This is a genomic window from Streptomyces sp. NPDC052114 (assembly GCF_040680155.1).
Lineage (GTDB): Bacteria > Actinomycetota > Actinomycetes > Streptomycetales > Streptomycetaceae > Streptomyces.
In genome coordinates this window covers 304,905-330,851 of sequence record NZ_JBFAWC010000012.1, presented here as the reverse complement: position 1 = coordinate 330,851, position 25,947 = coordinate 304,905, and the positions used below count along the sequence as shown (strand labels likewise).

Sequence of the window (25,947 nt, the reverse complement as noted above, 5' to 3'; positions counted from 1 at the left end):
TCCCACAGGTCCTCCGGGGCCATCCGCTCGACAAGCGCAGCAGTCATCACCCCAGACTGCCGCAAGATCACACCAACTGAAATGACGTCTAAGACCCCGCAAGCGCACTACACAGGAGAGCTCTCGTGGCCGATACCCCACCGTTCGACACCGACAGCCTGTCGGTGCTGCGCGACCACGCCTCGATCGTCGACGTCTGCACCCAGCTGGGCTGGAAGGCGGACCGCAGGGAATGGAGCGCCTTCGACGAGATATTCACCGAGGAGGTCGACCTCGACTACACCTCGCTGAACGGCGGCGAACCCCTCAAGATGCCCCGCCAGGGCATCATCAAGGGCTGGACCACGGCCCTCGGCGGCCTGGACGCCACCCAGCACCTCGTCTCCAACCACCTCGTCACGCTCAACGGGGACACCGCCGAGTGCACCGCGTCCGTGCTGGCCACCCACGTCCTGGAGAACGACCAGGGCGAGGCCACCTGGACCGTCGGCGGCCACTACCTCTTCAACCTGGTCCGGGCCGCCGACCACTGGCGCATCAGCGGGCTGAAGATGACCGCCGACTGGACCAGCGGCAACCGGGACATCATGCTGCTCGGCCTCAAGGACCAGCCCGATCACGTCAAGGACTGGCAGCACGTGAACGACCCGGAGTAGCGCGGCGCGAGCCCCGCCCCGTACTCGGGCGGGGCCCTTCCGGTCGGCTCAGTGGATCCCCACCGCGGTCAGCGCCTTCTTCTGGGCCGCGGAGAGCTTCGTCGGGAAGTACAGGTAACAGACCCCGCCGGTACCGGAGACCACCTTGCCGGAGGCGTTGTACCGCTTCGTGCGGAGCCAGATGTTCTCCCACTCACGGCGCTTGTAGACCCGGCGCACCGCCGGGTTGCTCGGCGACGCCGGGTCGTTGGCGATCACGTCGCCGTCGGCGGTGAAGCCGATCACCGTCATGAGGTGGCCCGCCGTGCCGTACCCGGCACCCGTCAGCTCGTCCCTGAGGAAGGACTGCGACGTTATGGCCGGGATGCCCGCGGCGATCAGGGACTCCAGCTCCGTGAGCGAGGCCAGCCGGGTCACGACGCCCTGGAGGTCCCTGTACGTCGACGCGTAGGCGGCGTTGAACGGCCAGTTGCCGCAGCCCCCGTACTGGTAGTCGTACGTGAAGCGGGCCGCGTGGCACACCTGCGGGTCGGCGAAGGCCGGGTCGACCCAGGCGAGGTCCGCCGGGGTCGGCCTGCGCCCCCAGTACTCGATGATCATCTGCGAGGAGGTGGGGCTGCACCAGGCCTCGCCGCCGTTGTCGTACTCGGGGTACTGCCCGACGTGGGTCTCCTGCGAGTAGCGCGGGACGGTCAGCTCCTTGACCAGGCCCGGCTTGGACGCGGGGACCGTGAAGCGGTCGGGGATCGCGGAGGCCATCGCGCCGAGCCGCCAGACCGTGGGCGTCGCGGTCGTGCCCGGCGTGCGGTACAGCGTCAGGCGCAGCTGGTAGGAGACGACGCGCGGGCCGGTGGCCGCGTCGTCGAGGGAGAGCGTGTCCGTCCAGACGGTGGACTTGCCGTCGGTCTGGTCGTCGACCGAGGTCCGGCGGATGTCGACCGCCTCGTCGTCCCCCGCGGTCCAGCGGCCCATGACGTACCACGGCGTCTGCGTCGCGTCCGCGTACGTGCCCCGCAGCTCGACCTGGAGCCAGGTGCCGGCCGGGGTGCGCGCGTTCCAGGACGCGATCAGCTCCGTGGCGGGGACGGCGGAGCGGTGCACGGGCGCCGTCCAGCGGGCGTACTCCCAGGTGGCGGTGCGGCCGGTGTGCGGGTCGGCGTAGTCGGTGCGGCCCACGGGCTCGGCGATCCGCAGCCCCGGGCGGGCCCCGGCGACGGCGGCGGTGCCCTCGTGGGTGCCCGAGCGCCAGTGCGCGTACGAGGTCCAGAAGCGGTTGTCCACCAGGCGGTCCGCGCGCGGCGGACGGCCCCCGGCTCCCGCGGTGCCCGCGGCCAGGGCGGGGGCCGTCGTCGCCGCGAGGGCGGCCACCGCGGCCGCCGTGGCGAGCACGGATCTGCGGGACATGTCATCAGCTCGGTCCATGAAGGGGACCCCCAGTCGACGTGGTTTCCGGCGTGATCCGGAAGGGTCGGGTCGGTGCACGGAAGTGGGCCAACTATGGCCGGTCCCGGCCGACTTCTGCCAGCGTTTCGGACACTGCCGCACGCACCAATATTGGCGTCTACCAATGGCATGACCAGGGACGGCTCGCGGAACGCATCCTTCCGCGGTCGTACCCTTGCCGGTGATGACCGGACACCAGCCCACCCCGCTCCCCCGCCTCGCCGACACCCTGCGCCGCCTGCCGCCCTCCTGCGGACCCGTCCGGCTGATCGCCGTCGACGGGCACGCGGGCTCCGGCAAGTCGACGTTCGCCCGGCGCCTGGCCGAGGCCCTCGGCGGCGCGCCCGTCCTGCGCCTCGACGACATCGCGAGCCACACCGAGCTGTTCGACTGGATGGAGCGGCTGCTGCGGCAGATCGTCGCGCCGCTCTCCCGGGGCGAGACGGCACGCCACGCGACGTACGACTGGAACGGGCGTCGGTTCGGCCCAGACGAGCTCGTGCTGCCACCCGCGCCGGTGGTGGTCGTCGAGGGCGTGGGCGCCGGCCGCCGGGCGCTGCGTGGGCACCTCGCCGCGCTGCTGTGGATGGACGTGCCGCGCGAGGAGGCGTGGCGGCGGGGGCGTCGGCGCGACGGGGCGGTCCAGAGTGATTTCTGGGACGGATGGGAGCCCACGGAACTCCGGCATTTCGCCGAGGACCCTTCCCGGCCCTTCGCCCACCTTTTGGTGCGACAGTGCCCGGAGGGATATGAGGTGCTGCCAGGCCCCGGTGAGGCGCGAGCGGAGACCCGAATCGTCACGGAGAGTGAAGGGCCGTCGGCGATCCGCTGAACCTCCGGAAATCCACTTCCACTTGGCCCCACGAGTTTTCACGAGTGCCCCAACTCTGCTTGACCCAGGGCCCATACAGGACTTACGTTCTGAGGGAGCGGTCTTCGAGGACCGCCCGCAGACGCGAAGCCCCCGGTTGTTCCCCCGTGATCGGGGGCTTCGTTCTGCCTTCCGGGCCGTTTTCCGGCCGCACCGAGCCGCCATTCGCTCACCCTCGGTCACCATCGCCGCCGCCCCTCGTCGGCCCTTTCCGGCCGATCCGCCGGTGCGGCACCCTACGGCCGACCACTCCCCCGCAGGTACGATGCCTCTCGGTGCGTCTTTTCGGACGGCTGCTCTACGCACCGAGTCAACTCCCGTCCGCAGCACGGTGGTTCAGCGCAGTGGCCGGCGGGCACCGGTCCGGCGGTACGCAAACGGGGGCACGGTTTGTGGGGGACCTGATGGACTTCGACGCGGTGGGCTCACCCGCCCCGGCCGACCTCGCCTGGCTGAGGGGCGTCGACGCCTACACCATGGGCGCCTATCCCCAGGCGGAGGAGGAGTTCCGCACCGCGGTACGGATGGATCCGGGGATGGCCGACGGCTGGCTCGGACTGCACGCGCTGCGCATCGACACGACGACGGCGCTGCTGCGGATGTTCCAGCACCGGGACCGGTTCGGGGAACAGCGCGCGCGGCACGCGCGCACCCTCAACTCCTGGTACTGGCTCGGCTGGTGGGTGCAGCCCGTGCTGGAGAGCGCGCGCGACCTGCTCCTCGCGCACGCCTCGCACTGGCTCGACGGCCGCCACGTCCCCGAGCTCGACCGGGCGCTCGCGGGGCTGCCGCCGGTCGACGCGGACCCGCAGGTGCGCTTCCTGCACGCCTGCCGCTCCTATCTGGTCAAGGACTGGGACCAGCTGGTGCGGCACACCGACCCGCTGATCGACGACCCGATGCTCGGCATCGAGGCCGGGCTCTTCGGCGGCATGGCGCGGGTGCGCCTGGAGATGTACGGCCAGGCGGAGCCGCTCCTGTCCGCCGCCCTGATGCGCTGCCGCAGCGAGCAGCCGCAGCGCAAGGAGCTGCGCTACTGGCTGGCCCGCGCGCACGAGGGCACGGGCCGCTCGGCGGCGGCCCTGCCGCTGTACCGCGCGGTCCACCGGGTCGACGCCTCCTTCATGGACACCTCGGCGCGGCTCGCGGCGATCGCCGAGGGCGACGGGTACGACGAGGCGGCGGACCTGGCCGCCGCGATCAGCCTGGCCGGTGCGGGCCAGGACATGCTGGAGGGCCCCGACGGCATCGACGTGCTGTTCGGCGCGGAGGGCCGGGACGTGAAGGTCACCGACCCCGAACTCCCGCCGGGCGGCGGCCCCCCGGCCGCGGGCGGCCCCGGCGCCCCAGGCGGACCCACCGGCCCCGCCACGCCCTCCGATGCCGACACCGTCCGCGAGAAGGCGATCATCCCGGTCAAGGCGGGCCCGCCGCAGCTGCCGCCAGGACCCACCGACCCGGCGCTCCTGGAGGCCGCGCTCGCCGAGCTGGAGCGCATGGTGGGCCTGGAGCCGGTCAAGCGCCAGGTCAAGGCGCTCTCCGCGCAGTTGAACATGGCACGCCTGCGGACCGCGCAGGGCCTGCCCGTGCAGCCGCCGAAACGACACTTCGTCTTCTCCGGCCCCTCCGGCACCGGCAAGACCACCGTGGCCCGCATCCTGGGCCGGGTCTTCTACGCGCTCGGGCTGCTCGGCGGCGACCACCTCGTGGAGGCCCAGCGCGCCGACCTGGTCGGCGAGTACCTCGGCCAGACCGCCGTGAAGGCCAACGAACTGATCGACTCCGCGATCGGCGGCGTCCTCTTCGTCGACGAGGCCTACTCGCTCTCCAACTCCGGTTACGGCAAGGGCGACGCGTACGGCGACGAGGCCCTGCAGGTCCTCCTCAAGCGCGCCGAGGACAACCGCGACCACCTCGTGGTGATCCTCGCGGGCTACCCCGAGGGCATGGACCGGCTGCTCGCCGCCAACCCCGGTCTCTCCTCGCGCTTCACGTCCCGCGTGGACTTCCCCTCGTACCGTCCCCTCGAACTGACCTCGATCGGCGAGGTGCTCGCCGCCGAGAACGGCGACGTGTGGGACGAGGAGGCCCTGGACGAGCTGCGCTCGATCAGCGGGCACGTCGTCGAGCAGGCCTGGATCGACGAGCTCGGCAACGGCCGGTTCCTGCGCACCCTGTACGAGAAGAGCTGCGCCTACCGCGATCTGCGGCTCTCGGGCTATCCGGGCGAGCCGGGGCGCGACGACCTGTCGACGCTGCGGCTGCCCGATCTGATGCAGGCATACGGAGAGGTGCTCTCGGGGCGCGGGCCGCAGAATCCGTCCGGCATCTGAGGACGTTTTCCGCGGCCCCGCCCCGCGCGTTCACCCCACGAGGGCGCCGCCGCGTGCCTCCCGCGCACCGCCGGCGCGCGCCTCCTGGGCCTTGCGCGGCACCGCGACCCGGTGCGCCGGGTCACGGACCTCACCGACCAGGAGCTCCAGGACGTCCTCCAGGGCGACCAGGCCGAGCACCCGGCCGGACGCGTCGGCGACCTGCGCCAGATGTGTCGCGGCGCGGCGCATCACGGTCAGGGCGTCGTCCAGCGGGAGTTCGGCCCGCAAGGTGGTCATCGGACGCCACACCTGCTGCGGCACGGCACGGTCGGTCTCCTCCAGATCGAGGACGTCCTTGACGTGGAGGTAGCCCATGAACGCACCGTTCTCCGCCCGGACCGGGAAGCGGGAGTACCCGGTGCGCCCGGTGAGCTCGACGACCTGGTCCGGGGTGACCGAGGGGCCCACGGTCACCAGCGAGGCCCGGTCGAGCAGGACGTCCGTGACGGGGCGCGAGCCCAGCTCCAGGGCGTCCTCGAGGCGCTCCTGCTCCTCGGGGGCCAGCAGCCCCGCCTGGCCCGAGTCCTCGACGAGACGGCCCAGTTGGACGCTGGTGAAGACCGCCTCCACCTCGTCCTTGGGCTCGACCTTGAAGAGCTTCAGGACGAGCCGCGCGCACGCCCCGAGCGCCACGGTCACCGGGCGGCACAGCCGCGCGAAGGCGACCAGGCCCGGGCTGAACCACAGGGCCGTCTTCTCCGGGGCGGCCATCGCGAGGTTCTTCGGGACCATCTCGCCGATGACGAGGTGCAGGAAGACCACGAGGGCGAGCGCGATCACATAGCCGAGGGGATGGATCATGCCCTCGGGGAGGTGGACGGCCGCGAAGAGCGGCTCCAGCAGGTGGGCCACGGTCGGCTCGGCGACGGCGCCGAGCGTCAGCGAGCAGACGGTGATGCCGAACTGCGCGGCCGCCATCATCTGCGGGAGGTGTTCGAGGCCGTACAGGACCTGGCGGGCCCGCTTGGACTCCAGCGGCTCGATCTGGCTGCGCCGCACCGACACGAGCGCGAACTCGGCGCCCACGAAGAAGCCGTTGGCCAGCACCAGGAGAACGGCGAAGAGAAGCTGGATCAGGCTCATCGCAGGGCCTCCGCGGCTCTCTTGACGACGGGGGCGGCGCCCGGGACACCGGCGTCCCTGGTGCGCACCAGGCGCACCCGCTCGGCGCGGTAGTGCCCGACCTGGCGCACCGAGAGCCGCCAGCCGGGGAGTTCGGCCCGGTCGCCGGGGGCCGGGATGCGGCCGAGCAGATCGGCGACGAGGCCTGCCACGGTCTCGTAGGGACCCTCGGGCGCGTCGAGCCCGACCCGCCGCAGCGTGTCGACCCGGCAGCCGCCGTCGGCGTCCCACGCGGGCCTGCCGTCCTCGGGCGGCGCCGCGCACAGCTCGGGCAGGTCGTGCAGGTCGTGCTCGTCGCGGACCTCGCCGACGATCTCCTCGACGATGTCCTCCAGGGTCACGACGCCCGCCGTGCCGCCGTACTCGTCGACGACGACGGCCATGGGCTGCTCCTCGCGCAGCCGCGCGAGGAGGGGCTGCACGGGCAGCGTCTGGGGGACGAGCAGCGGCGACTGCGCGATGCGGGCGACGGGGGTGCGCAGGCGTTCGTGCGCGGGGACCGCGAGGGCGTCCTTGAGGTGCACGACGCCGACGACCTCGTCGATGCGCTCGCGGTAGACGGGGAAGCGGGACAGGCCGGTGGCGCGGGTCAGGTTGACGACGTCCTCGGCGGTCGCCGACGCCTGGAGGGCGCTGACCTTCACGCGCGGCGTCATGACGTGCTGCGCGGTCAGTTCGCCGAGCGAGAGGGTGCGTACGAACAGGTCGGCGGTGTCCTGCTCCAGGGCGCCGGCCTGCGCCGAGTGCCGCGCCAGGGAGACGAGTTCGCCCGGGGTGCGGGCGGACGCCAGCTCCTCGGCGGGCTCGACTCCCAGGGTGCGCACCAGGCGGTTGGCCACCGCGTTCAACAGGGCGATCACCGGCCGGAAGAGCCGGGAGAACAGGTGCTGCGGGCCCGCGACGAACCGCGCGACCTGCAGGGGCCGGGAGACGGCCCAGTTCTTGGGCACCAGTTCGCCGATCACCATCTGGACGGCGGACGCGAGCAGCATGCCGACCACCACGGAGACTCCGCCGACGGCGCCCTCGGGGACCCCGATCGCCGTGAACGGGCCCGCGAGCAGGTGCGCGAGGGCCGGTTCGGCGAGCATGCCGACGACGAGGGAGGTGATGGTGATGCCGAGCTGGGTGCCCGAGAGCTGGAAGGACAGCTCCTTGAGGGCGTTGACGACCGTGCGGGCCCTTCGGTCCCCGTCGGCCGCGGCCTTCTCGGCGTCCGGCCGTTCCACGGTGACGAGGCCGAACTCGGCCGCCACGAAGAAGCCGTTGGCGAGAATCAGCAGGAATGCCGCCCCGAGAAGCAGCAGGGGCACTGTCATGCCGCCGCCTCTCCGGTCGTGCCGGTCCCGGTATGTCGGGAGGGGGCGGCGCAGGTACTACAGGACGATCCGTCCATCGCCGGAGGGAGTCACTCCTCGGTTAGCAGGAGCCCCTGGGGGCCGGTCCGGCCCATCGGAGCGGGGCGGCACATCCCGCACGCCCTGCCACCAGATTAATCAAGACCGGCCGAGGGACGTCCAGAGCGTGTCCGGTGGATCAGGCCCCCGTGCCCGGGTCCGTGTGGGCGTCGGTGAGCGCCCGCAGGGCCCGCGCGTCGACGATGGCCTGCTGCTTGGCGATGCCCGGCTGGATGCCGAGGGCGGGCAGGCTGGTGCCGTCGCTGAGGTTCAGGAACACCCAGGGGTCCCCCGGGCGCAGGTTGACCTGGACGATCTCGGCCCAGGCGAGGCGGCGGCTCGTCGCGATGTTGACGACGGTCACGCCGGACTCGTCGGCGACCACCTTGGGCCTGCTGAGCATCGCGAGCACGCCGCACAGCAGCGCGCCGGTGAAGACGAAGCTGGTCCGCTCCCCCGGGCTGAGGGTGGGCAGCAGGAAGGCGATCGCCGTGATCACCACGAAGATCGCGACGCCCGCGGTGAGCAGGACGGCCCGGGTCCGGGTCGGCCTGAAGGTGACGGGCAGGGCGGGCAGGGCGGGGGTTTCGGACATCGTTCTGCTCCGGCCGGGTCAGAGGCGGCAGGCGTGGATGGCCGTGGTCAGGATGGCCCGCGCCCCGATGGCGTAGAGGTCGTCCATGATCCGCTGGGCCTCCTTGGCGGGGACCATCGAGCGGACGGCCACCCAGCCCTCGTTGTGCAGCGGGGAGATCGTCGGCGACTCCAGGCCCGGGGTGAGGGCGACGGCCTGCTCCAGGTGCTCGGCGCGGCAGTCGTAGTCCATCATCACGTACGACCGGGCGACCAGGACGCCCTGGAGGCGGCGCAGGAACTGCTGCACCTTCGGGTCCTCGGTCTCCGCGCCGGTGCGCCGGATGACGACGGCCTCGGACTTCATGATCGGCTCGCCGAAGACCTCAAGGCCCGCGTTGCGCAGCGAGGTGCCGGTCTCGACGACGTCCGCGATGACCTGGGCGACGCCCAGCTCGATGGCGGTCTCGACGGCGCCGTCCAAGTGCACGACGGAGGCGTCGACGCCCTGCTCGGCGAGGTGCTTGGCGACGATTCCCTCGTACGAGGTCGCCACCGTCCTGCCCGCGAGGTCGGCGATGCCGTTGGCGGTGCCCGGCTTCGCGGCGAAGCGGAAGGTGGAGCGGGCGAAGCCGAGCGGCAGGATCACCTCGGCGTTCGCGCCGGAGTCGACCAGCAGGTCCTCGCCGGTGATGCCGATGTCGAGCTTGCCGGCCGAGACATAGATCGCGATGTCCTTGGGCCGGAGGTAGAAGAACTCGACCTCGTTCTCGGGGTCGACGAGGACGAGCTCCTTCGACTCCTTGCGCTGCTGGTAGCCGGCCTCATGGAGCATCGCCGACGCAGGTCCGGACAGTGAACCCTTGTTGGGGACGGCGATGCGCAGCATGAGGCGGGATTCCTTTGCGTGATGGGTGAGTCGAGCGGATGCGGTGGACGTACGGCTCAGAGGTGGGCGTACACGTCGTCGAGGGAGATGCCGCGGGCGACCATCATCACCTGCACGTGGTAGAGGAGCTGCGAGATCTCCTCGGCGGCGGCTTCCTTGCCCTCGTACTCGGCGGCCATCCACACCTCGGCGGCCTCCTCGACGACCTTCTTGCCGATGGCATGGACGCCCTTGTCGACCAGCTCGGCGGTGCGGGAGGTCGCGGGGTCGCCGTTGGCGGCCTTGTGCTGGAGCTCGGTGAAGAGCTCCTCGAAAGTCTTCTTGGACATGATGGTCGCCACTCTACGCGGCCGCCCGGTCCCCCTCAGCGCCAGGGTTCGGAGATGGTGCGCAGCGTGGTGGCGGTGGCCACGGCCGCGGTGACCGCCTCGTGGCCCTTGTCCTCGCGGGATCCCTCGATGCCCGCGCGGTCCAGGGCCTGCTCCTCGGTGTCGCAGGTCAGCACGCCGAAGCCGATCGGGACGCCGGAGTCGACGGAGACCTGGGTGAGGCCCTGGGTGACGCCCTGGCACACGTACTCGAAGTGCGGGGTGCCGCCGCGGATGACGACGCCGAGCGCGACGATCGCGTCGTAGCCCCGCCCGGCGAGGACCTTCGCGACGACCGGCAGCTCGAAGCTGCCGGGCACGCGCAGGACGGTCGGTTCGCTGATGCCCAGCTCGTTCAGGGCGCGCAGCGCGCCGTCGACCAGGCCGTCCATGACCTTCTCGTGCCACTGCGCCGCGACGACGGCGACGCGCAGGTCGCCGCAGTTCTTCACGCTCAGTACGGGTGCACCCTTGCCGCTCACGCGCTTCTCCTTAGCTGTTCTGACCGTGGTAGCTGCTGACTGGGATTACTGGTTTCCGCAGGCGGACACGTCGGTGGTGTCCAGCCAGGGCAGGTCGTGCCCCATCCGGTCCCGCTTGGTGCGCAGGTACCGAAGATTGTGTTCGCCGGCCTTGACGGGCATGGGCTCGCGCCCGGTGACCTTCAGGCCGTGCCGCAGGACCGCGTCGGTCTTGTCGGGGTTGTTCGTCATCAGCCGGACGCTGCGGACGCCGAGGTCGTCCAGGATCCGGGCGCCCGCGCCGTAGTCCCGGGCGTCGGCGGGCAGGCCGAGCTCCAGGTTGGCGTCGAGGGTGTCGCTGCCGCGCTCCTGGAGTTCGTACGCGCGCAGCTTGGAGAGCAGGCCGATGCCGCGGCCCTCGTGGCCGCGCAGGTAGACCACGACGCCGCGCCCCTCCTCGGTGATGCGCCGCATGGACGCCTCCAGCTGGGGGCCGCAGTCGCAGCGCAGGGAGTGGAAGACGTCGCCGGTCAGGCACTCGGAGTGCAGCCGGGCGAGGATGTCGGTGCCGTCGCCGAGGTCGCCGTGGACGAGGGCGACGTGCTCGACGCCGTCGACGGTGGAGCGGTAGCCGTACGCCGTGAAGTCGCCGAAGGCGGTGGGCAGGCTGACCTCGGCCTCGCGGCGGACGGTGGGCTCGGCGGAGCGGCGGTAGGCGATCAGGTCCTCGATGGAGATGATCGTCAGGCCGTGCTTGCGGGCGAAGGGGATCAGCTCGGGCAGCCGGAGCATCTTCCCGTCCTCGCCCGCGATCTCCACGATGGCCCCGGCGGGGCGCAGGCCCGCGAGCCGGGCGAGGTCGACGGCGGCCTCGGTGTGGCCGTTGCGCACGAGCACGCCGCCGGGCTTGGCGCGCAGCGGGAAGACGTGGCCGGGGCGCACGAAGTCGTCCGCGCCCGCCTCGCCGCCCGCGAGCAGCCGCAGCGTGGTGGCGCGGTCGGCGGCGGAGATGCCGGTGCTCACGCCGTGCGCGGCGGACGCGTCGACGGAGACGGTGAAGGCCGTGCTCATCGACTCGGTGTTGTGCTCGACCATCTGCGGCAGCCGGAGCCGGTCGAGCTCGTCGGCCTCCATGGGCGCGCAGATCAGGCCGCGGCACTCGCTCATCATGAAGGCGACGATCTCGGGGGTCGCCTTCTCGGCGGCGATGACGAGGTCGCCCTCGTTCTCGCGGTCCTCGTCGTCGACGACCACGACCGGGCGGCCCGCCGCGATGTCGCGGATCGCCTGCTCGACGGGGTCGAGGGAGAGGTCTTCGACGTTGTCGGTGCTGTACCAAACAGGTGCCACGGTCATGCCGGGGCTCCTTCCATGACGGGCTGCGAGGCCGCCGCGCGGGAGCGCAGCCACCAGTCGCGCATGCCCCAGAGGACGAGGGCGAGATAGACGACGTACACGAGGCCGGAGAAGGCGAGGCCGCTGCTGAAGGCGAGCGGGACGCCGACCACGTCGACGAGGAGCCAGGCGAACCAGAACTCGACGAGCCCGCGGGCCTGGGCGACCATCGCGGCGAGCGTGCCGACGAAGATGTAGGCGTCCGGCCAGGGGTTCCAGGACAGCGAGGGGACGGCGCTGAACAGGGCGCCGACCGCGAGCGTGCCGGCCGCGGTGCCGCCGAGCAGGATGCCCCGCTCCTTCCAGGTCGCGAACCGGATGGCGATGGAGCCGTCCTGCGCCTGCCGCTTGCCTCGCGTCCACTGCCGCCAGCCCCACAGCGCGACGCCGATGACGAGGAGCTGCTTGCCGACGCCGCCGGACAGCTGCGCGGAGGCGTACGCGGCGACGAGGATGACGCCGGAGAGGAACTGGGCGGGCCAGGTCCATATCGAGCGCCGCCACCCGAGCGCGAGGGCGACGAGACCGACGGTGTTGCCGATCATGTCGGACCACATGATGTGCTGGTCGAAGGCCGTGAAGGCCTCGGAGTTGAGCCAGTTCACCGGGTGGCCTCCTGAGCCGGGGCGCGGTCGCCGAGGAGGCGCTCCACGTACTTGGCGATGATGTCGACCTCGAGGTTGACCGGGTCGCCGGGCTGCTTGATGCCGAGCGTGGTCAGCGCGAGGGTGGTGGGGATCAGGCTGATGGTGAAGTAGTCGGGGCCCGCGTCGACCACGGTGAGGCTGACGCCGTCGACGGTGATGGAGCCCTTCTCGACGACGTAGCGGGAGAGTTCGGCGGGGAGCGAGACCTTGACGATCTCCCAGTTCTCGGACGGCGTGCGCTCGACGATCGCGCCGGTGCCGTCGACGTGCCCCTGCACGATGTGGCCGCCCAGGCGCGCGCCGACCGAGGTGGGGCGCTCCAGGTTGACGCGGGAGCCGACCGTGAGCGCGCCGAGAGCGGAGCGCTTCAGGGTCTCCGCCATCACGTCGGCGGTGAACTCGTCGCCCTCGTGCTCCACGACGGTGAGACAGACGCCGTTGACGGCGATGGAGTCGCCGTGCTTGGCGCCCTCGGTGACCACGGGCCCGCGCAGACGGAAGCGGGAGGCGTCGGGGAGGTTCTCGACGGCGGTGATCTCGCCCAGCTCTTCGACGATTCCGGTGAACACGTCAGTGCTCCTTCGCTACGAGGGTCGCGGTGATGCGGAGGTCGGGGCCGATGCGCACGGTCTCGCTCACGTCGAGCCGCAACGCTTCGGTGATGGTGGTGATTCCGCCGCCGGTCAGGGCGGCGGGGCCCGCGCCGAGGAGGACGGGGGCGAGGTAGCCGACGACCCGGTCGACGGCGCCGGCGGCGACGAACGCCCCGGCGAGCGTCGGGCCGCCTTCGAGGAGGACGGAGCGCACCCCGCGTGCGTACAGCGCGTCGAGGAGGGCGGCGATGTCGAGTCCGCCCCCGGCACGCGGCAGCCGGACCGTCTCCTGCTCCCCGTGCGCGGGCGTGGCGTCCTCGGCGACGGCGACGAGCGTCGGCGCCGCGCCGTCCAGGACGCGGGCGTCCGGGGTGACGGCGGTGCCGTTCGTGTCGACGACGACGCGCAGCGGCTGCACGGCACCTTCGATGCCGCGCGCGGCCAGGTGCGGGTCGTCGGCGCGCTGGGTGCCGGAGCCGACGACGACGGCGTCGCACGCGGCGCGCAGCCGGTGCACGTCGGCGCGGGCCTCGGCGGAGGTGATCCAGCGGCTGGTGCCGTCGGCGGCGGCGATGCGGCCGTCGAGGGTGGCGGCGTACTTCCAGGTGACGTGGGGGCGGCCGAGGCGTACGGAGGTCAGCCAGGCGGCGTTGCCCTCGGCGGCCTCGGCCTCCAGGAGGCCCTGCGCCACCTCGATGCCGGCCGTGCGCAGGGTCTGTGCGCCGCCGGTCGCGGTGGGGTTCGGGTCGCCGACGGCGTAGACGACACGGGCGATCCCGGCGTCGATCAGGGCCTGGGCGCAGGGGCCGGTGCGGCCGGTGTGGTTGCAGGGTTCGAGGGTGACGACGGCGGTGCCGCCGCGGGCCCGCTCCCCCGCCGTGCGCAGGGCGTTGACCTCGGCGTGCGGGCCGCCGGCCCGCTCGTGCCAGCCCTCGCCGACGGTCTCGCCCGCGGCGTCGAGGACGACGCAGCCGACGACGGGGTTGGGGCTGGTGGCGCCGAGGCCGTGCGCGGCCAGCGTGATGGCGCGCCGCATGGCGGCTGCTTCGGCTACGGCGGTGGCCACCGGGTCCTCCTGCCTCTTCGGGCACGGACTCCGGGGCCTGTCGATGACGACAGAACGTACGGACGAAGACACCTGGAGCGACGCCTGCGCCGGATGACACCTGTCCCCGGGAAAACCCAGGAACCGCCCCTGGGACAACCCAGGAACGAGCCATTACGGCGGCGTGCAAAGATGCCCGCCCGCCGCGCACTGCCTCCCATCCGGACTTTCACCGTCGGTCCAGGAATTTCACCTGGTCAACCGGTCGCTGGAGGCGACCGGGTCGCGGACTGTAACCGCCGGTTCGGAATTACACCGACCCCGGAGTGCGCTGCTTCTGGTACGAGGCCAGTGTGCCACGCCTGATCGTGGCCCATGCGAGTGACGGACTGTGGGCTGGCTCACAGCATCACCGTTCAACATCACGTTCAACCAAATTGGTCCGGACTTATTGACTCAATGGTCTAGTCCTTTTAATCTCTGCGTCACCTCCGAGGAGCCGGACCCGACGGCGTGCGCACGCCAGGGCCCCAGAACGCTTCACATCTGTGCCAGTTGTGTCCCGCCCGTTCGTGTTCCGCCCCCGTCCCAGGAGGCCTCCTTGTCATCCCTCTCCCTCACCCGAGCGAGACCCACCCTGCTCGCGGCCGGCACCGCCGTCGCGGGGCTGCTGGTCGGCCTGCTCTCCGGCGGTGTCTCGCAGGCCGCCGACAACGCGTCCTGTCGCCCCGACGGCCTCTACCAGACGCCCGGCGTCGACGTTCCCTACTGTTCGGTCTACGACACCGACGGCCGCGAGAAGATGGGCGCCGACCACCAGCGGCGCGTCATCGGCTACTTCACCGGCTGGCGCACCGGCAAGAACGGCGAGCCCGCCTACCTCGCCCCGGACATCCCCTGGGACAAGGTCACCCACATCAACTACGCCTTCGCGCACGTCGACAAGGACAACAAGCTGTCCGTCGGCGCGGACGGCGAGAAGAACGCCGCCACCGGCATGACCTGGCCGGGCGTCGCGGGCGCCGAGATGGACCCCGCCCTGCCCTACAAGGGCCACTTCAACCTGCTGAACAAGTTCAAGAAGCAGCACCCGAACGTCAAGACGCTGATCTCGGTGGGCGGTTGGGCCGAGACCGGCGGGTACTTCGGCGACGACGGCAAGCGCGTGGACTCCGGCGGCTTCTACTCGATGGCCACCAACGCCGACGGCTCGGTGAACCAGGCGGGCATCGACACCTTCGCGGACTCCGCGGTCGCGTTCATCAAGAAGTACGGCTTCAACGGCGTCGACATCGACTACGAGTACCCGACCTCGATGAAGGACGCGGGCAACCCGCTCGACTACTCGATCTCCAACGCCCGGCGCGGCGGCCTGGTCAAGGGCTACGCGGCGCTGATGAAGTCCCTGCGCCAGAAGCTCGACAAGGCGGGCGCGGCCGACGGCAAGCACTACATGCTGACAGTGGCGGCCCCCTCATCCGGCTATCTGCTGCGCGGCATGGAGACCTTCCAGGTCCAGAAGTACCTGGACTACGTCAACATCATGTCCTATGACCTGCACGGCGCCTGGAACGAGTACGTCGGCCCGAACGCCTCGCTCTTCGACGACGGCAAGGACGCCGAGCTCGCGGCGGCGGGCGTCTACGGCAGCCAACAGTACGGCGGCATCGGCTATCTGAACACCGACTGGGCGTACCACTACTTCCGCGGCTCGATGCCCGCGGGGCGCATCAACATCGGCCTGCCGTACTACACGCGCGGCTTCAAGAACGTGCAGGGCGGCACCGACGGGCTGTGGGGCAAGGCGGCCTCGACCACCTGCCCGGCCGGGTCGGGCCTGACCAAGTGCGGCGACGGCGCGGTCGGCATCGACAACCTCTGGCACGACAAGGACGACAACGGCAAGGAGTCCCCGGCGGGCTCCAACCCGATGTGGCACGCCAAGAACCTGGAGAAGGGGATCGTCGGCGACTACGTCACCAAGTACGGCTTCTCCGCGGACACCAAACTGACCGGCACCTACGCCCGCAAGTACAGCTCCTCGCTGGTCGCGCCGTGGCTGTGGAACGCCGACAAGAAGGTCTTCCTGTCCACGGAGGACGAGGAGTCGGTCGGCAAGAAGGCCGACTACGTGGTCGACCGGGGCATCGGCGGCACGATGGTCTGGGAGATGGCGGGCGACTACCGCTGGAACGCCACGAAGGGTCAGTACGAGATCGGCGACACGCTCACGTCGCTGATGTACGACAAGTTCAAGGCCGCCAAGCCCTACGGCGCGAAGGTCTCGAACAAGGAGCTGCCCGCCAAGGCCGTCGACATCGGCGTGGAGTTCGGCGACTTCAAGCTCGGTGACTCCAACTACCCGATCACGCCCAAGCTGAAGATCACCAACAACACGAAGACGACGCTGCCGGGCGGCACGGAGTTCCAGTTCGACTACTCCACCGCGGCCCCGGCCAACGCCTCCGACCAGTCCGGCTTCGGCACGAAGGTGATCAGCAGCGACCACACCGGCAGCAACGTCGGCGGGCTCAAGGGCGACTTCCACCGGGTCTCGCTGAAGCTGCCCGCCTGGCAGTCGGTGGCGCCCGGCGCGTCGATCGACCTGTCGTTCAACTACTACCTGCCGGTGTCCACGCCGTGGAACTGGACGGTGAACATCGGCGGCACGAACTACGCGCTCGCCGGTGACCTGGCGCGCGGCACCACGGTCGTCGAGCCGGGCACGGGCACCGGACCGACCGACCCGCCGGGCCCGACGGACCCGCCGACCCCGGGCAAGTGCACGGCTCCCGCGTGGAGTTCGACGTCGGAGTACGGCTCGGGGACGACCGTGTCCCACAAGTCCCACACCTGGAAGGCCAAGTGGTGGACGAAGGGCGACGAGCCCGGCGCCGGCGGCGAGTGGGGCGTCTGGCAGGACCTGGGGGCCTGCTGATTCCCCCGGGGCGCTGACCCGTCCCCTTACGTCTCACGCCCGCGGGGTCGCGCACCCCGCGGGCGTGAGCGCTGTCCGGGCCGGGTGCGCGGCCGGGCCCGGCTCAGTGCCCCGGCGGCGGTCCGAACAGTTCGTCCTGGGCCGCGTCCCTGGCGGCGAGCAGGGCGCCGCGCAGCACCGCCGCGCCGCCCAGCGTGCTCGCGCGGACCTCGGTGCGCAGCGGGGACATGGCGCCGACGCGCTCCGTGACGCGGTCGGCGAGCGCGGCGCCGCCCGCGCGGCCCACCTCGCCGCCCAGGACGACGCAGCCCGGGTCGAGGATCGCGGTCATCGCGGCGGCGCCGACGGCGATCCGGTCGGCGGCGGCGTCAAGGAAGGCGCCCTCACCGGCCTCCACCGCGTGCCGCACGACCTCGGCGGCGGTCATCTCCGGCTTCAGCAGGCCGTGCTCCGCGCCGAGTTCCCGCAGCGCCTCCGCGCAGGCCAGCGAGTGGAAGCCGCCCTCGCAGCCGGTGGCGGACGGCACGGTGCCCGTGCCCGGCACCGGCAGGAAGCCGATCTCTCCCGCGCCGCCCGACGCGCCCCGGCGCAGCACCCCGTCGAGCATGACGGCGGCGCCGACGCCGTCGCCGAGCCAGAGCAGCACGAAGGTGTCCCGGTCGCGCGCGGCGCCGTCGCGCTGCTCGGCGCGGGCGGCGAGGTTGCTCTCGTTCTCCACGAGGACCCGGGCGCCGAACCGCTCCTGGAGCACCCCCGCCAGGCGCCGGTGCCAGGCGGGCAGCGAGGTGGTGTCGTGCAGGTCGCCGGTGGCGGGGTCGATGAGGCCGGGGGCGCCCATGCCGACCGTGTGCAGCCGCTGGACGCCGCCCTCGCGGGCCGCGCGCCCGACCAGGGCCACGGCGCGCTCCACCGCGGGCCCGGTCTCGCCGTCGATGGGCGCGGAGGCCTCGGTGAGGACCGCGCCGAGCAGATCGGTGACGACGACGGAGACGCTCTCGGTGCGTACGTCGAGGGCGGCGAGGTGGGCCCGGTCGGCGACGATCCCGTACAGCCGGGCGTTCGGGCCGCGCCGCTGGGCACCCGCCTCGCCGACGACCGTGATGAGTCCGGAGCCCTGGAGCCGCTCGACGAGATCGGCGACCGAGGGCCGGGACAGGCCGGTGAGCTGCTTCAGCTGGTTCGCGGTCAGGGGGCCTTCGCTCTGCAGGAGGCCCAGCGCGAGCCGGTCGTTGATGGCTCGGGCGGTACTCGGTGAGGCGGGCGAGGCGGGCATGGCCGGATCCTCCCACAGAAAGTCGTCTATTTATCAGGCAGGGTTCCTGATAGTTTACGTCGCCGTAGCGGGGCAGCTCTCGGGAGGGGCACAGCGGAATGAGTGAAGTGGTCTTCGACAAGCACCGGTTGAAGCGGGCGCGGCTCGCCGTCGCGGCCGTCTTCTGTGTGCACGGCGCCGTCGCGGGCTCCTTCGCGACCCGGGTGCCCTGGATCCAGGAGCACTCCGACGTCAGCGCGGGCATGCTCGGTCTGGCCCTCGCCTTCCCGGCGATCGGCGCCTCCGTGGCGATGCCGCTGGCGAGCCGGATCAGCCACCGCTTCGGCGCCCGCAACGCGCTGCGCGGGCTGCTCGCGATGTGGACGCTCGCCCTGGTCCTGCCGTCGCTGGCGCCGAATCTGCCGACGCTCTGCCTGTCGCTGTTCGTGTACGGCGCGACCTCGGGCATGTCGGACGTGGCGATGAACGCACTCGGCGTCGAGACCGAGAACCGCATGCAGAAGTCGATCATGTCGGGCCTGCACGGCATGTGGAGCGTCGGCGCCCTGATCGGCTCCGCGGCCGGCACGGTCGCCGCCCATCTGGGCTCGGACGCCCGGCTGCACCACGCGCTCGCCGCCGCGGCGCTCACCGCGGCGGGCCTCATGGCCGTCCAGGGCGTCCTCGACCTCCAGCCGGAGCCCGAGGAGGAGGCGCCGCCGCGGTTCTCGCTGCCGCCCAAGTCGGCCCTGCTGATCGGCGCCGTCGGCTTCTGCGCGGTCTTCGCGGAGGGCGCGAGCCTGGACTGGTCGGCGGTCTACCTGCGGGACGTCCTGGACACGTCGGCCGGTGTCGCCGCCGCGTCCACCACCGGCTTCACGCTCACCATGGCGATCGCGCGGCTCGTGGGCGACGCGGTGGTCAACCGGTTCGGCGCGGTGCGCACCGTGCGCGCCGGCGGGATCCTCGCGGCGCTCGGCGGCCTCCTCGTCGTCGTCGCCCCGCACCCGCTGGTCGCCATGGGCGGCTTCGCGCTGATGGGCCTCGGCATCGCGGTCGTGGTGCCGCTCGCCTTCGCCTCCGCCGGGCGCAGCGGCCCCAACCCCAGCCAGGCCATCGCGGGCGTCGCCACCATCACGTACACCTCCAGCCTGCTCGCCCCGTCGGCGATCGGCGCCCTGGCGCAGGCGACGAGCCTCGTGGCCTCCTTCGGTCTGGTGACGCTGCTGGCCTGCGGTCTCGCCGTCTTCGCGGGGGTCCTGCGCACGGACGGCCGCACGTCCTCGGTGACCGCGCCGGCCGACGTGGCGGCGCCCGGACCGAAGTCCTGAAGGGTCGGGACGACCGTCCCGACCCGAGGCCGGGTGAACCGCACCGGGGAGAAGTCGCACTGACGCCGCATTAACATGGCGTCGATCATTTCGGGCCAGGCGACACGGCCCCCTCGGCGCACAGAAAGCGACACTCACCATGGATCTCGGCGTGCGCTGGAGACTGCACGGCGACGGGCGCACCCCCGCGCCCGGCGCGGTCGTCCGCCCTGATGAGCGGCTCTCGTGGCCGCGTACCTTCGGGCTCGGCGCGCAGCACGTGGTGGCCATGTTCGGGGCGTCCTTCGTGGCGCCCGTCCTCATGGGGCTCGACCCGAATCTGGCCATCATGATGTCGGGTGTCGCGACCGCCATCTTCCTGCTCGCCACCCGCGGCCGGGTGCCCAGCTACCTGGGCTGCTCGCTCTCCTTCGTGGGCGTCGCCGCCGTCATCCGCGCGCAGGGCGGCTCCAGCGCGACGGTGACCGGCGCGGTCTTCGTCGTCGGGGCGGCGCTGTTCCTGGCGGGACTCGCGGTGCGGAAGTTCGGGGCGCGGATCATCCACGCCGCGATGCCGCCGATCGTGACCGGCGCGGTCGTCATGCTGATCGGCTTCAACCTGGCGCCGGTCACCGCGTCGACCTACTGGCCGCAGGACCAGTGGACGGCCCTCCTGGTGATGCTGTTCACCGGTTTGGCCGTGGTGTGTCTGCGCGGCTTCTGGTCGCGCATCGCGATCTTCCTCGGACTGATCTTCGGGTACGTCATCTCGTGGGTGTTCGACCTGGTCTTCGGCAAGATCCACTCGGCGGACGGCTCCGGCAAGGTCGTCGACCACTGGCGCCTCGACCTGTCCGCCGTGGGCAAGGCCGACTGGATCGGGCTGCCCTCCTTCCACGCGCCGAGCTTCGAGTGGTCGGCGATCCTCGTGGCGCTGCCCGTCGTCATCGCGCTGATCGCGGAGAACGCGGGCCATGTGAAGGCCGTCGGCGAGATGACCGGCGACAACCTGGACGGCAAGCTCGGCACCGCCATCTCCGCCGACGGCGCCGCCTCCATGCTCTCCACCGCGGTCGGCGGCCCGCCCAACACGACGTACTCCGAGAACATCGGCGTGATGGCGGCGACCCGCGTCTACTCCACGGCCGCGTACTGGGCGGCGGCCTGCTTCGCGCTGCTCTTCGGTCTCTGCCCCAAGTTCGGCGCGGTCGTGGCCGCGATCCCCGGCGGTGTGCTCGGCGGCATCACGGTCATCCTGTACGGCATGATCGGCCTGCTCGGCGCCCAGATCTGGATCAACGCCGGGGTGGACCTGCGCAATCCGCTGAACCTCGTGCCGGCCGCGGCGGGCATCATCATCGGCGTGGGCGGCGTCTCCCTGAAGTTCACCGACAACTTCCAGCTCAGCGGCATCGCCCTCGGCACGATCGTCGTCATCACGGGCTACCACGTGCTGCGCGCCTTCGCTCCCCCGCACCTCAAGTCCCAGGAACCCCTGCTGGATTCGGGCACCTCGACGTACGACGAGGCAGGCGCCGAGGACGGCACCGGCGAGAAGCGCTGAAACCATTGGACGCGGTGCGTGCCTCCTGATTAGGGTGCGCACCATGTCGCAACCCGAGTCCGACAGACTCCGGCCACCGGTCGTCCGGTGGCTTCCCGTGCACACGCGCTGACGCGTCCCGCCGCCTTCCCGCGGCCCTTCACGCTGCCCTCGTGCAGCCGCTCGCGCGCTCCCGGCACCGCCACCACCGGATCACCGCCCCCGTGCCCTGATCCTCTCGATCCCCACCGTGGTTGCGGAGTCCTGCTGTGCCCTTTGCCCTCTACCTGCTCGGCCTTGCCGTCTTCGCGCAAGGCACCTCCGAGTTCATGCTGTCCGGCCTGGTCTCGGACATCGCGCGTGACCTCGACGTGTCCATCCCGACGGCCGGCCATCTGACCTCGGCGTTCGCCGTGGGAATGATCGTCGGTGCGCCCCTGATGGCCGTCGTCAGCCGTCGCTTCTCGCGGCGGAGCGCGCTGCTGTTCTTCCTGATCACCTTCCTCGGCGTCCATGTCCTCGGCGCCCTCACCACCAGCTTCGCGGTGCTGCTCGCCACCCGTGTCGTCGGCGCCCTCGCCAACGCCGGGTTCCTGGCGGTCGCCCTGGTGACCGCCGTGGCCATGGTCGAGCCGAACGCGAAGGGCCGCGCGACCTCCGCGCTGCTCGGCGGCGTCACCCTCGCCTGTGTCGCGGGCGTGCCCGCCGGCGCGCTGCTCGGCCAGGCGTGGGGCTGGCGCTCGGCGTTCTGGGCCGTGGCCCTGGTCTCCCTGCCCGCCGTGTTCGCCATCGCGCGGGCCGTACCGGCCGGGGCCCCGGACGCCGGGGGGCCGGGCGCGCTCGGTGAGCTGCGCGCCCTGCGCCGGCCGCGGCTCCTGGTGACGCTGCTCCTCGGCGCGCTGGTGAACGGCGCGACGTTCTGCACGTTCACGTACCTGGAGCCGCTGGCCACCCACGTCACGGGATTCGGCTCCGCCGGGGTGCCGGTGCTGCTCGCGCTGTTCGGCGTCGGCTCGTTCGTCGGCGTCAGCGCGAGCGGGCGCCTCGCCGACGCGCGGCCCCTGCCGCTCCTGGTCGGCGGCTCCCTCGCGCTGCTGGGCGGCTGGCTCCTCTTCGCGGTGACGGCCGCGCATCCGGCGGCGGTGGTCGTGCTGGTGCTCGTGCAGGGCGCGCTGTCGTTCGGCGTCGGCTCCACGCTCATCTCCCAGGCGCTGTACGCGGCGACCGACGCGCCGCACCTGGCGGGCGGGTTCGCCACGGCCGCGCTCAACGTGGGCGCCGCGCTCGGCCCGTGGTGCGGCGGCCTCGCGATCTCCGCGGGGCTCGGCTACCGCGCGCCGCTGGGGGTCAGCGCGCTGCTCGTGGCGCTCGCCCTGGCCGTCGGCGGCGCGGCGCTCGGCCTGGGACGGCGGGCCGCCGCGCCCGCCGCGGCTCGGTCGGGCGCCCACTCGTAGGCGCCTTCGGCACAGCGCTGTGCCCCTCCCGGGCTGCCGGCGCGGCGGCGGTTCCCTCGTTTCGGGGAAGCCTCCGGTGCGCTGGCACCCGGCCGGGCCCGGGGCTGGGACCCTGCCCCCATGGCGCGGTTGGAGCGGTTCGCAGAGTCCAGGACCCCGGCGCACGGGGTCGACGGCGTGATGGCACGGATGCGGGCGCTCGGCGCCGACTGGCCGCCCCGCGACGGAGTCGCCGTCTTCAACCGCGTGTACCTGTCGGTCACGGAGGAGGTCGCCCGGCACATCCGCCTCGGCGCCTTTCCCGACGCGCACGCCGCGATCACGCTCGACGTCCGGTTCGCCGAGCGCTATCTGGCGGCCGTCGACGCGGCGTCCGAGGGATACCGCACGCCCGCCTGCTGGCGCCCGCTGTTCCAGTACCGCCGCCATCCCGGCGTACGGCCGCTGCAGTTCGCGCTCGCGGGCATCAACGCGCACATCGGGCACGACCTGGCGCTCGCCCTGGTGGACAGCTGCCGGACGCTCGACTGCGAACCGGCCGACCTGGAGGACGAGTTCGACCGCGTGGGCGACGTCCTGGTGTCGCTGGAGGAGCGCATCCGCGAGGAGCTGATGCCCGGACCCGATCTGCTGCAGATCGGTGACCCGCTGACACACCTGGCCGGCTCCTGGAGCCTGGAGCGCGCCCGCGACGGCGCGTGGGCGACGGCCCGCACCCTGTGGGCGCTGCGCGAACTGCCCGCCGTCGGCCAGGAGTTCAGGGAGCGCCTCGACGCGGCGGTCGGCCTGGTCGGGCGGATCCTGCTGACCCCGCTGCCGGACTGACCCGCCCGGCCGCCCCGCCGCCGGACCGATCCGGCCAGGCACCGCCGCCCGACCCGCCGCTCCCCCGCGATCGTTGTACGTTGCACGAACGACCTCGACGTGATCCGACGCGAAGGAGCACCGGCATGGCCACCCGACTCGGACTGGGTCTCCCGCAGACCAAGCAGTACGCCCTCGGACGCGACGTCCCGGCGGTCGCCCGTGCCGCGGAGGACATCGGCTACGAAAGCCTGTGGGTGTTCGAGCGCATCCTGTATCCCGAGCCCGCCACCCAGGGCCTGTACGGCGTCCCGGGCCTCGCCTGGCCCGACCACTACCGCTCGGTCGCCGACCCGCTGGTCACGCTGACGCTCGCCGCCGCGGCCACGGAGACCGCGGGGCTCGGCACCAGCGTGCTGGTCGCCCCGCTGCACGTGCCCTTCCAACTGGCCCGTTCGCTGGCCTCGTTGGACGCGGCGAGCGGTGGCCGGGTGCTCGCGGGTTTCGGCACGGGCTGGGCCCGCGACGAGTACGCGGCCGCCTCCGTGGCGCCGTTCGAGCGGCGCGGCAAGGTCCTGGACGAGCTGATCGACGTCTGCCGCGCGGTCTGGGGTCCGGACCCGGTGGCGTACACCGGCGAGCTGACCACCGTGGTGCCGTCCGTGGTCGGGCCCAAGCCCGCGCGGCCGATCCCGGTCCTGCTGCCCGCGAACGGCCCGCGCGCCCTGCGCAGGCTGGTGGACCGCGCGGACGGCTGGATGCCGGTGGCCACGGGTGCGAAGGCGCTGGCCGAGCAGTGGACCAGGGTGCGGGAGGTGGCCGTCGAGCGGGGCCGCGAGCGGCCGGTGCGCAGCGTGCTGCGGGCCAACGCGTCGTACACGGCCGCCGCGTACGACGGCGCGGACCGCGCCCCGTTCCAGGGCAGCGTCGGCCAGATCGTCGAGGACCTGGCGGCGCACGCCGCGGTGGGCGTCGACGAGATCATCGTCGAGCTGGCCACGTCGACGCGCGACGCCCAGGAGCTGAAGGACGTCGCGGGCCAGGTGTTCGAGGCGGCGCGGGCGGCCGGGGTCTGAGCGCCCCGGCCGCCGCGGCGCTCGGCCCCGGGGCGGCTCAGTCCTCGGGCAGTTCCACCGGCGCGATCTCGTCGTACACGTCCCCGGGGCCCGGGTTCGTCGCGTCGGTGGTCCCGCCGAAGTGGTGCATGACGCCCCACACCGCGTTCAGCGCCGTCTGGATCGCGCCCTCGGCCCAGCCCGCCGTCCAGGAGATGTCGTCGCCCGCGAGGAAGATGCCCCGCTTGTCCTCGGGGAGGCGGTCCTGCATGAAGTGGGTGAACAGGCGGCGCTGGTAGCGGTAGTGGCCCGGCAGGTTCGCCTTGAACGCGCCCATGAAGTAGGGCTCGTTCTCCCAGGACACCGTCACCGGGTTGCCGATGATGTGCTTCCTGATGTCGACCTTCGGGTAGATCTCGCCGAGCGACTTGAGCATGACCTCCATGCGCTCGTTCGCCGAGAGCGGCAGCCACTTCAGGCTGTCGTCGCACCAGGTGTACGAGAGGCAGATGACGGCGGGCTTGTCCGGACCGTCGTCGAGCAGGTACGTCCCGCGCGTCATGCGGTCGGTGAGCGTCATCGACATGACGTCACGACCCGTTTCCTCGTCCTTGTCCAGCCAGAACGGCCGGTCCACCGGCACGAAGAGCTTCGAGCTCTCCATGTAGTGGGTGCGCTCCATCGCCGTCCAGTGGTCGATGGGGAAGAGCGAGTCGTCGCAGTCGATCTTGGAGAGCAGCATCCACGACTGGGCGGTGAAGATCGCCGCCTGATAGGTGCGGATGTCGCCGGAGGCGTCGGTGACCGTGATGCGGTTGCCCGCGGTGCGGGTCAGGCGGGTGACCGCCGGCTTGGGCGCGCCGCCCTCGTGCAGCGCGCTCAGGGACGTGCCGAGCGCCCAGTGCACGATCTTCTGCGGCTCGCGGTCCCACAGGCGAAGGGGCAGCTGCTGGCTGCCGCCGACGATGCCGCGGTGGTGGTCGTCGGCCTCGGTGTAGACGACGCGCAGGATCTCCAGGATGGAGTTCGGGAAGTCGGTGTCCCAGCCGCCGGTGCCGAAGCCGACCTGGCCGAAGATCTCGCGGTGCCGGAAGGACTTGAAGGCCTCGGAGTCGCAGAGGAAGCCGTAGAAGGTCTGGTTGTCGAGCTTCTCGACGAGCTTCGACCAGATCTCGCGGATCTTCGGTACGTCGCGCTCGCGCAGGGCGCGGTTCATGTCGGAGAAGTCCGCGCCCTCCTCCAGGCAGGCGTTCCAGGCGTTCATCACGTCGCGGTAGACCTGCGGCAGGTCGTCGACGGTGGTGGCGTAGTGCGACTCGCCCTTGAGGTCCACGACCGTCGAGGGGGTCGACTCGGCGAGCGGGTTGGGGAACGCCCTGGTCTTCAGGCCCACCAGGTCGATGTAGTGCTGGAGCGCCGTCGAGGACGGCGGGAAGCGCATCGCGCCCATCTCGGCGGTGAGCCCGTCGGTGCCGGTGCCCTCGAAGCCGACGGTGCGCAGCCGTCCGCCGATCTGGTCGGCCTCGTAGACGACGGGCTTGAGGCCCATCTTCATCAGTTCGTACGCGGCGACGATGCCGGACAGACCGCCGCCGATGACGGCCACCTCGGTGCCGTGCCCGGTCGCGGGTATCTGGCCCAGGCCCGCGGGGTGCGCGAGGAAGTCGTCGTACGCGTAGGGGAAGTCCGGGCCGAACATGGTGATGGGCGGCTGGGCGTCGGTGTGCTGGACGGCGGTGGGCACCGTGGACGTCAT

The 25,947-nt window shown here is 72.0% G+C and carries 22 protein-coding genes and 1 riboswitch; of the genes, 9 read left to right on the top strand and 13 right to left on the bottom strand.

The window, feature by feature from the left end:
• The first annotated feature begins 125 nt into the window (after window positions 1–125).
• Complete coding sequence (locus AB0L89_RS26990; RefSeq protein WP_365145886.1) at window positions 126–656, top strand: nuclear transport factor 2 family protein; 531 nt, start codon at window positions 126–128, stop codon at window positions 654–656.
• A gap of 48 nt (window positions 657–704) precedes the next feature.
• On the opposite strand, the gene AB0L89_RS26985 is transcribed toward AB0L89_RS26990, so the two are convergent.
• Window positions 705–2,078, bottom strand: a complete 1,374-nt coding sequence (locus AB0L89_RS26985; protein ID WP_365145884.1) for a peptidase C39 family protein — start codon at window positions 2,076–2,078, stop codon at window positions 705–707.
• A 205-nt stretch (window positions 2,079–2,283) separates the two neighbouring features.
• On the opposite strand from AB0L89_RS26985, the gene AB0L89_RS26980 reads away from it, so the two are divergent.
• Complete coding sequence (locus AB0L89_RS26980; RefSeq protein WP_365145881.1) at window positions 2,284–2,931, top strand: AAA family ATPase; 648 nt, start codon at window positions 2,284–2,286, stop codon at window positions 2,929–2,931.
• 443 nt (window positions 2,932–3,374) lie between these two features.
• The gene (locus AB0L89_RS26975) at window positions 3,375–5,303 is read left to right on the top strand and encodes an AAA family ATPase (protein WP_365145879.1); all 1,929 of its coding nucleotides are present in this window, start codon (window positions 3,375–3,377) and stop codon (window positions 5,301–5,303) included.
• Between the two features lie 30 nt (window positions 5,304–5,333).
• Here AB0L89_RS26975 and AB0L89_RS26970 read toward each other — a convergent pair whose 3' ends face one another.
• From AB0L89_RS26970 to ribD, 10 genes are all read right to left on the bottom strand, one after another.
• Entirely contained in the window at window positions 5,334–6,428 is a 1,095-nt protein-coding gene (locus tag AB0L89_RS26970) for a hemolysin family protein (RefSeq protein ID WP_365145876.1), read from the bottom strand.
• On the bottom strand, window positions 6,425–7,786 hold the full coding sequence (locus tag AB0L89_RS26965; protein ID WP_365145873.1) for a hemolysin family protein: 1,362 nt from the start codon (window positions 7,784–7,786) through the stop codon (window positions 6,425–6,427). Before AB0L89_RS26965 ends, AB0L89_RS26970 begins: the two co-directional genes overlap by 4 nt.
• Before the next feature lie 217 nt (window positions 7,787–8,003).
• Window positions 8,004–8,459, bottom strand: coding sequence for a PH domain-containing protein (locus AB0L89_RS26960; RefSeq protein WP_365145870.1), 456 nt, complete (start codon window positions 8,457–8,459; stop codon window positions 8,004–8,006).
• A gap of 18 nt (window positions 8,460–8,477) precedes the next feature.
• Window positions 8,478–9,326 carry an ATP phosphoribosyltransferase gene (gene hisG, locus AB0L89_RS26955; protein ID WP_365145867.1) on the bottom strand — a complete coding sequence of 283 codons (849 nt, stop codon included), beginning with the start codon at window positions 9,324–9,326 and terminating at the stop codon, window positions 8,478–8,480.
• 56 nt (window positions 9,327–9,382) lie between these two features.
• On the bottom strand, window positions 9,383–9,655 hold the full coding sequence (locus AB0L89_RS26950) for a phosphoribosyl-ATP diphosphatase (RefSeq protein WP_030951748.1): 273 nt from the start codon (window positions 9,653–9,655) through the stop codon (window positions 9,383–9,385).
• Window positions 9,656–9,690: 35 nt separating this feature from the next.
• Complete coding sequence (gene ribH / locus AB0L89_RS26945) at window positions 9,691–10,176, bottom strand: 6,7-dimethyl-8-ribityllumazine synthase (RefSeq protein ID WP_365145863.1); 486 nt, start codon at window positions 10,174–10,176, stop codon at window positions 9,691–9,693.
• 45 nt (window positions 10,177–10,221) lie between these two features.
• A complete protein-coding gene (locus tag AB0L89_RS26940) occupies window positions 10,222–11,511 on the bottom strand; it encodes a bifunctional 3,4-dihydroxy-2-butanone-4-phosphate synthase/GTP cyclohydrolase II (RefSeq protein ID WP_365145860.1) in 1,290 nt (429 codons plus the stop codon).
• Entirely contained in the window at window positions 11,508–12,107 is a 600-nt protein-coding gene (locus AB0L89_RS26935) for a nicotinamide mononucleotide transporter family protein (protein ID WP_365145929.1), read from the bottom strand. Before AB0L89_RS26935 ends, AB0L89_RS26940 begins: the two co-directional genes overlap by 4 nt.
• 44 nt (window positions 12,108–12,151) lie before the next feature.
• A complete protein-coding gene (locus AB0L89_RS26930; RefSeq protein WP_365145857.1) occupies window positions 12,152–12,766 on the bottom strand; it encodes a riboflavin synthase in 615 nt (204 codons plus the stop codon).
• Window position 12,767: 1 nt separating this feature from the next.
• Window positions 12,768–13,826 (bottom strand): bifunctional diaminohydroxyphosphoribosylaminopyrimidine deaminase/5-amino-6-(5-phosphoribosylamino)uracil reductase RibD, encoded by a 1,059-nt coding sequence (gene ribD / locus AB0L89_RS26925; RefSeq protein WP_365145926.1) that lies wholly within the window; start codon window positions 13,824–13,826, stop codon window positions 12,768–12,770.
• 212 nt (window positions 13,827–14,038) lie between these two features.
• Window positions 14,039–14,169: riboswitch (FMN riboswitch) on the bottom strand.
• A gap of 267 nt (window positions 14,170–14,436) precedes the next feature.
• Here ribD and AB0L89_RS26920 point away from each other — a divergent pair.
• Complete coding sequence (locus AB0L89_RS26920) at window positions 14,437–16,773, top strand: chitinase C-terminal domain-containing protein (protein WP_365145854.1); 2,337 nt, start codon at window positions 14,437–14,439, stop codon at window positions 16,771–16,773.
• Between the two features lie 103 nt (window positions 16,774–16,876).
• Here AB0L89_RS26920 and AB0L89_RS26915 read toward each other — a convergent pair whose 3' ends face one another.
• A complete protein-coding gene (locus tag AB0L89_RS26915) occupies window positions 16,877–18,046 on the bottom strand; it encodes an ROK family transcriptional regulator (RefSeq protein WP_365145851.1) in 1,170 nt (389 codons plus the stop codon).
• Window positions 18,047–18,144: 98 nt separating this feature from the next.
• On the opposite strand from AB0L89_RS26915, the gene AB0L89_RS26910 reads away from it, so the two are divergent.
• The 5 genes from AB0L89_RS26910 to AB0L89_RS26890 all read left to right on the top strand — a co-directional run bounded on the left by AB0L89_RS26910 (window position 18,145) and on the right by AB0L89_RS26890 (window position 24,212).
• Complete coding sequence (locus tag AB0L89_RS26910; protein ID WP_365145848.1) at window positions 18,145–19,356, top strand: MFS transporter; 1,212 nt, start codon at window positions 18,145–18,147, stop codon at window positions 19,354–19,356.
• A 139-nt stretch (window positions 19,357–19,495) separates the two neighbouring features.
• Window positions 19,496–20,899, top strand: a complete 1,404-nt coding sequence (locus AB0L89_RS26905) for a solute carrier family 23 protein (protein ID WP_365145845.1) — start codon at window positions 19,496–19,498, stop codon at window positions 20,897–20,899.
• A 248-nt stretch (window positions 20,900–21,147) separates the two neighbouring features.
• Window positions 21,148–22,332, top strand: a complete 1,185-nt coding sequence (locus AB0L89_RS26900; protein WP_365145842.1) for a Cmx/CmrA family chloramphenicol efflux MFS transporter — start codon at window positions 21,148–21,150, stop codon at window positions 22,330–22,332.
• 120 nt (window positions 22,333–22,452) lie between these two features.
• Window positions 22,453–23,157, top strand: a complete 705-nt coding sequence (locus tag AB0L89_RS26895; protein ID WP_365145839.1) for a DUF5995 family protein — start codon at window positions 22,453–22,455, stop codon at window positions 23,155–23,157.
• Window positions 23,158–23,282: 125 nt separating this feature from the next.
• Window positions 23,283–24,212 (top strand): TIGR03619 family F420-dependent LLM class oxidoreductase, encoded by a 930-nt coding sequence (locus tag AB0L89_RS26890; protein ID WP_365145836.1) that lies wholly within the window; start codon window positions 23,283–23,285, stop codon window positions 24,210–24,212.
• A gap of 37 nt (window positions 24,213–24,249) precedes the next feature.
• Here AB0L89_RS26890 and AB0L89_RS26885 read toward each other — a convergent pair whose 3' ends face one another.
• Window positions 24,250–25,947, bottom strand: coding sequence for an NAD(P)/FAD-dependent oxidoreductase (locus AB0L89_RS26885; RefSeq protein ID WP_365145833.1), 1,698 nt, complete (start codon window positions 25,945–25,947; stop codon window positions 24,250–24,252).